This is a genomic window from Microbacterium sp. P2_F9, assembly GCF_056403635.1.
Genome location: NZ_JBFUFC010000224.1, coordinates 1 through 5,698, shown reverse-complemented (window position 1 = coordinate 5,698; position 5,698 = coordinate 1). Strand labels below are relative to the sequence as shown.

6 protein-coding genes and 1 pseudogene are annotated in these 5,698 nt (G+C 72.1%); 4 read left to right on the top strand and 3 right to left on the bottom strand.

Annotated features, from left to right (window positions below; translation table 11 throughout):
• Both AC1DVT_RS17415 and AC1DVT_RS17410 read left to right on the top strand, forming a co-directional pair.
• Positions 1-190 (top strand): annotated as a pseudogene (locus AC1DVT_RS17415) (2-phosphosulfolactate phosphatase); the annotation flags it as partial.
• 123 nt (positions 191-313) lie between these two features.
• A complete protein-coding gene (locus tag AC1DVT_RS17410; protein ID WP_477390344.1) occupies positions 314-2,065 on the top strand; it encodes a DUF6345 domain-containing protein in 1,752 nt (583 codons plus the stop codon).
• 51 nt (positions 2,066-2,116) lie between these two features.
• Here AC1DVT_RS17410 and AC1DVT_RS17405 read toward each other — a convergent pair whose 3' ends face one another.
• From AC1DVT_RS17405 to AC1DVT_RS17395, 3 genes are all read right to left on the bottom strand, one after another.
• Positions 2,117-2,605: a SprT-like domain-containing protein gene (locus AC1DVT_RS17405; protein WP_477390342.1), complete on the bottom strand. Its 489-nt coding sequence runs from the start codon at positions 2,603-2,605 to the stop codon at positions 2,117-2,119.
• Between the two features lie 30 nt (positions 2,606-2,635).
• Positions 2,636-3,163, bottom strand: coding sequence for a hypothetical protein (locus tag AC1DVT_RS17400; RefSeq protein ID WP_457100452.1), 528 nt, complete (start codon positions 3,161-3,163; stop codon positions 2,636-2,638).
• A gap of 133 nt (positions 3,164-3,296) precedes the next feature.
• A complete protein-coding gene (locus AC1DVT_RS17395) occupies positions 3,297-4,163 on the bottom strand; it encodes a spermidine synthase (protein ID WP_477390340.1) in 867 nt (288 codons plus the stop codon).
• Positions 4,164-4,216: 53 nt separating this feature from the next.
• Here AC1DVT_RS17395 and pxpA point away from each other — a divergent pair, with 53 nt between their 5' ends.
• Complete coding sequence (gene pxpA / locus AC1DVT_RS17390; RefSeq protein WP_477390338.1) at positions 4,217-4,972, top strand: 5-oxoprolinase subunit PxpA; 756 nt, start codon at positions 4,217-4,219, stop codon at positions 4,970-4,972.
• The coding region (locus AC1DVT_RS17385; protein WP_477390336.1) for a 5-oxoprolinase subunit B family protein at positions 4,966-5,698 on the top strand (733 nt) is incomplete at its 3' end. The genes pxpA and AC1DVT_RS17385, both read left to right, overlap by 7 nt.

Here is a 5,698-nt window from a genome sequence, read left to right as displayed (position 1 = left end):
CTCCTCACCCGAGGCGGCCGCGGCGGCCGAATCGTTCCGCGCGCTGCGCGGCGCGGCCAGGCACCTGCTCACGGCGAGCGGCTCCGGGCGCGAGCTCGCTGATCGCCGCGATGAGGTGCACGCGGCRGCGGCGGTGGATGCGGCATCCGTCGTCCCCGTCCTGCGCGACGGGCTCTTCGTCGCGCTCTGACGGCCAGGCACACCGGCGTTCCCGCCGAACCCACGTCGCTGATCTTGTATCAGACAGGCCACGGGCGCACTCCTCAATTGATGCGTGGATCAGCCGATCCGCGCGTCCAGAGAGGAGAAGTTCATGGCTTCATTACCTGTCTTCCACACCAGTTCTGCGCGGCAGGACGACATCCAGATCGAGAAGCTCGCGCGAGATGTGCTGGGCGGTCACGATCTGAGGATCGAGTCCCGCGGCGCGACGACGACGGTGCGGGGGCTCGACGTCACGGTCGACGCCGATCGTGCCCGCGGCGGCGTCTGGGCGGGCGACCTCAGTCGCCTCTGGGGCGACCCGCGCATCGACGTGCCCACAGACGACGCGGTCGCCGACATCGGGCGCGCCGCGCTCGACGAACTGCGGCTCACGCCGGAGCTCAAGGGGCCGTTCCGCTACTCCGAGCCCGCCGTTCGCCGGTCCAAGACCGTCACCGACGGCGACGCCGGACGCAGCGTGGAGGAGGGTGAGGCGACCTACGGTCGCGACGTCGTCGTCGACGTGTCGAACCGGGCCGACATCAAGGGCGAGACCCTTCCGGTCTTCGGTGGTGGCGGACGCTTCCGGGCGACGATCGGCGACGGCGGGCAGATCGTCGGGGTGCACGGCGTCTGGCGCGAGGCGACGGAGGCCGACGAGCTGCCGCTGCGCAGCGTCGAGGAGGCCGTCGAGGCGGCGGGCCTCACCCATGATGGCAAGAACGTTCGGCTCACCGGCTCCCAGCTCGCTTACTACAGCGCGCCGTCGTTCTCGGCCCAGGACGTCCTGTTCCCCGTGTATGCGGTCACCGCCGAGGTGCGCAACGGCGACGAGTGGATCCCCTCGCGGGTGACGCTTGTTCCCGCGACCGAGTTCGGTGAGATCGCATCCCGCGAGGCGCCGGCGCGCCCCCGCCGAAGCGACGCCTTCTCGCTGCGGGTCCCCGACGACGGCGCCGTTAGCCTGACGTCGGTGATCAAGCCGGGTGAGGCGATCCCGAGCGACCTGACGGTCAGCTCGGCGGTGCTGCGCCGCCGAGGGATCCAGCCGGAATCCCTGCTGACGCGCGGACCATCCGGCTCGATCTTCCTCAAGCCGGGCCTCTCCGGGATCGACCTGTCGGCGATCCTCGAGGCGATCCGGCCGCGCTCGTTCGGCGCGTCGTGGATCGGCTCGTTCGGCGGTCTCGGGGGCAGCCAGGCCAACGCGCAGGGGTTCGTCGACGAGATGACCGCCGAGGGCTGGCAGCGCAAGTTCAACTGGGGCAACGCGGCCGCGTGGAAGTCCGACTGGGTGAGCAACGACGACCAGTACGTCGACGACGTCGATTTCGTGTTCTACACGGGTCACGCGGGGCCGGACGGCTGGATGCTCGCAACCGGCGGTGCCGCCGACTGGCTGAACTTCGGCGACGTCGGCGCCCAGCCGAACAACCCGTCGGACCACTGGGGGCGCAACAACCTCGAGTGGGCGGTGATCGCGGCCTGCGGACCTCTGCAGGACGACATCATCAACGGCGGCGGCAACGTGCACGATCGCTGGCGCGGCGTCTTCGACGGTCTGCACCTGCTGCTCGGGTACGCGGCGGTCACGTACGACAACACCGAAGAGGGCAAGCGCCTCGCGAGCTACGCACGATCGGGCATGACGCTGCGTCAGGCCTGGTTCCGCGCCGCTCAGGAGATCCAGCCATCGACGAACGGCTACGGCGATCCTTATGGCCCCGATGTCTACGCTGCCGCGTACTACATCGGCAACTCGACGGCCAATACGGCGGACGACCACCTGTGGGGGCGCGGCACGGTCGGTCCCGACATCCGCAATTCGACCTATCGGGCGTGCACCTACTCGCCTTGCTAGAGCGGACGGATGTCGCGGCGCGGCGCTCCTGGGGGGCGCCGCGCTCGTCCGTCAGCGGGGGCTGATCGCCGCGAGCCGGACCGCCGGGGTGATCTCGCGGCGCGTCCAGGTGAACAGGAAGCGCTCGTCGAATCGCCGCGCGCACTTCGAGCACGAGGTGGGGCGCGTCGGTCGCCGGTGGCGGTACACGACGTGCCCGGCCGCGCACGCCCCCACCCACGGCGCCAGTTCGACGRCCGTCTCGCCGTCGTGCGTCACACCGCCGACGTAGCCCAGGTCACGGGCCACGGCCCTCCACCGAGGGCCGTGCCGGGCATCCGGTCCGGCCAGAGCATGGGCGACCTCGTGCAGCAGCGTCTGGTGGTTGGTGTCATCGTCGTAGCGGGCCGCGAGGTAGCGCGAGACGCTGATGCGCTTGCTCGTGTAGTCGCACAGGCCGGCGCGGCGTTTCGCGTTGTCGAACGCGAATGACCACGAGGAATCAAGATGAAGCGCGATGAGGGCATCGGCCCATCCGCGCACGCGTTGCAGTTCCGACATGACCGCGAGACTAGAACGCAGGTACGACAGTCAGCTGGCGACGGATGCGGCCGCGCGTCGCCGGTCCGCCGCGTCGATCGCGATGAGGGTCGGCTCGAGCTGGTCGTCCGGGGCGCCGGACTCCTGGCGGAGGAAGAGCGCGCGCTTGAAGTCGACGCGTGCCGCAGCGAAGTCCTCGGCGTCGAAGTGCACCTTGCCGCGGTGCTGGTAGGCGAATGCGGCGATCGCCGTCCAGCCCTGCCCCTCGGCCTCGTCGGCGCACATCGTGAGCTCCTGCTCGGCGGCGGCGAACGCGCGACGGTGGGCCTGCACCGACGCGTGCAGGATGCGGGCGCGCAGCAGGTCCTTGCGCGTGCCGGCCATCCGCGCGACGCGCACCGACAGCTCGGACAGCACCAGGGCGTCTTCAAGGCGGTCGAGCACCTTCAGCAGCCAGACGCGCTCGAGCAGAGCGGGAAGGCTGCGCTGCTCGCCGATCTCGGCGAGGCGGTCCTTGCACTGTCGGGCGTCGATCTGCTCACGCAGCGTCTGCGGGTCGTACCCGTGGATATAGCTCACCGTGACTCCTCTCCACGCGACCGGCTCGCCGTTCCAGTGTGCCCCGGCCGTGGTGCCCCGCCAGCCGCGGCACGCCGCTCCCCGTCATCCCGCCGCCCGAAAAACTGCCCGCTCGACAGAAGGGGAAGTCGGGTCAGCGCTCGAAGACGGATGCCGCGGGCTTCGGCGACGGCGTCGCATCGGCGTCGGTCGCAGGACGCGCGCCGCGCGCGAACTCGTCGAGCTCGGCGCCCTGCGCGACCTTCGCCGGGTGGGGCCCTGCCGCCATGAGTCGCGGCAGCCATTCTGTCGGCAGCGGTGCGGGAGAGGCCGCGATGACGAGGTTGCCGAACCGCCGGCCCTTGAGGGTCTGCACTTCGGCGAGCACGATGACATGCTTCAGCACCGACCGCACGGTCGCCACCTGACGGCGGGCGAAGGCGAGCCCGGCACCATCGGCGACGTTGGCGAGGAGCACGCCTTCGGGTGCGAGCAGGCGTGCGGCGGCCGTGTAGAACTCGACGGTGGTCAGATGCGCCGGGGTCTGCGCGCCCGAGTAGACGTCCGACACGAGCAGATCGACCATGCCGAGGAGCCCGGCGGGCAACCGGTCGAGCCCTTCCCGGGCGTCGCCGATCCGGACGCGGATCGACGCTCCGCGCGGCAGCGGCAGCTCGGCGCGAACCAGCTCGACCAGGGCCGGCTCGAGCTCGATCACCTGCTGGCGCGACCCGGGCCGGGTGTGCTCGACGTACCGCGGAATCGTCAGGGCGCCGGCGCCGAGGTGCACGGCGGTCAGCGGCTGCCGAGGCATCCGGAGCTGGTCGATGACGGCGCCCATGCGCGCGACGTACTCGAAGTGCAGGTGCGAGGGATCGTCGAGGTCGACGTGGGACTGCGGCGTGCCGTCGACCTCGAGCTCGAAGCCCGAGGTGAAGCCCGACTTTGTGATCCGGGCGATGGTGCCGTCGCTCAGCCGCGCCTGCGGTGCCTCGTCGGGTTCGTACCGCGCTCTGGCCATGCCTCAACGGTAGTCGGGGCGTGGACCCGGCACTGACGGCTAGCGTGGGCACCATGGCGAGCATCGACCTCAACGCCGACCTGGGCGAGACGGTCGACGGTGTGCCGACGGCCGATGACGAGGCGATGTTCGCGGTCATCTCGAGCGCCAGCATCGCCTGCGGCGGGCATGCCGGGGATGCCGCGTCCATGCGTGCCGCGGTCGCCCGCGCGACCCGGTTCGGGGTGGCGGTGGGCGCGCATCCGGCCTATCCGGATCCCGCGAACTTCGGCCGCGTCCGGCAGCACCCGAACCCCGCCGAACTCCAGACGACGATCGCCGCCCAGCTCGCCGCCCTCCTCGAGGCGGGTGCCGACCTCCGCTACGTCAAGCCGCACGGGGCGCTCTACCACGCGGTGATCGAGGACCGTGGGCAGGCCGACGCCGTCGCCCAAGCGGTCGCGGCCGTTTCGGCGAGCCTCGCGCGGCCCCTGCCCATCCTCGGCCTGGCCGGCGAGATCGCCCGCGCCGCAGCGGCCGAAGGCCTGCCGTTCGTGCGTGAGGCGTTCCTCGACCGGGGCTACCTGGCGGACGGCTCGCTCGTCCCGCGCGGCGAGCCCGGCGCCCTGCTCGACGACCCCGAAGCCGTTGCCGCACGCGCGGTCCGGCTTGCCCGCGATGGCGTGGTCGACGCCGTCGACGGCTCCGCGATCGCGGCGGACGCGGCATCCCTCTGCCTCCACGGCGACTCCCCGGCGGCGGTCGTGATGGCGCGCGCTGTGCGCGCAGCCCTCGATGGAGCAGGCGTGGCGGTGCGCGCCCCGTGGTGACCGCGCGCGTGCTGCCGATGGGGGACCGCGCACTGCTGCTGGAGGTGCCGGCGCTCGAGGACGTGCTCGCGCTGCACCTGGCGCTCGAGCGGTCGAGGCCCACCGGCGTCGTCGACATCGTCCCCGCCGCGCGGACGGTGCTGGTCCGCGTCGACCCCCGCATCCTCTCCCTCGCGGCCGCCCGCGCGTGGGTGCAGTCCGTCTCGGCCGGCCCAGGACAGCAGGCGCCGAAGGTCGCCGACGAGGTGGTGCTCGACATCGTCTACGACGGTCCTGACCTCGCCGATGCGGCCGCGCTCCTCGGAGTGTCGCCGGAGGCGCTCGTCGCGCAGCATGCGGCGGCCCGCTGGTCGGTGGCCTTCACGGGGTTCGCGCCCGGCTTCGGCTATCTCACCAGCGCCGACTGGCCGTACGACGTGCCTCGCCTCGAGGTTCCGCGCACCCGGGTGCCTGCGGGGTCGGTCGGCCTCGCGGCGGGCTTCACCGGCGCCTATCCACGCGAGACCCCGGGCGGATGGCAGCTGATCGGCACGACGCGGGCACAGCTTTTCGATCCGGATGCCGCGTCCCCCGCGCTCCTCGCACCCGGAGCGCTCGTCCGCTTCCGCCCGGTCGGCCCCGAGGCCGCCGATGCCCCCGGGGCCGCCGATGCCGCCGATGCCCCCGGGGCCGCCAATGCCCCCGAGGTGGCGCCGAAACGTGTGGATTCGCGCGAAGCGGGTGGAC

Excerpts from the sequence above, each read along its gene's own strand:
- AC1DVT_RS17410 (WP_477390344.1), top strand. The coding sequence starts at position 314 with ATGGCTTCATTACCTGTCTTCCACACCAGTTCTGCGCGGCAGGACGAC.
- AC1DVT_RS17395 (WP_477390340.1), bottom strand. The coding sequence starts at position 4,163 with ATGGCCAGAGCGCGGTACGAACCCGACGAGGCACCGCAGGCGCGGCTG.
- pxpA (WP_477390338.1), top strand. The coding sequence starts at position 4,217 with ATGGCGAGCATCGACCTCAACGCCGACCTGGGCGAGACGGTCGACGGT.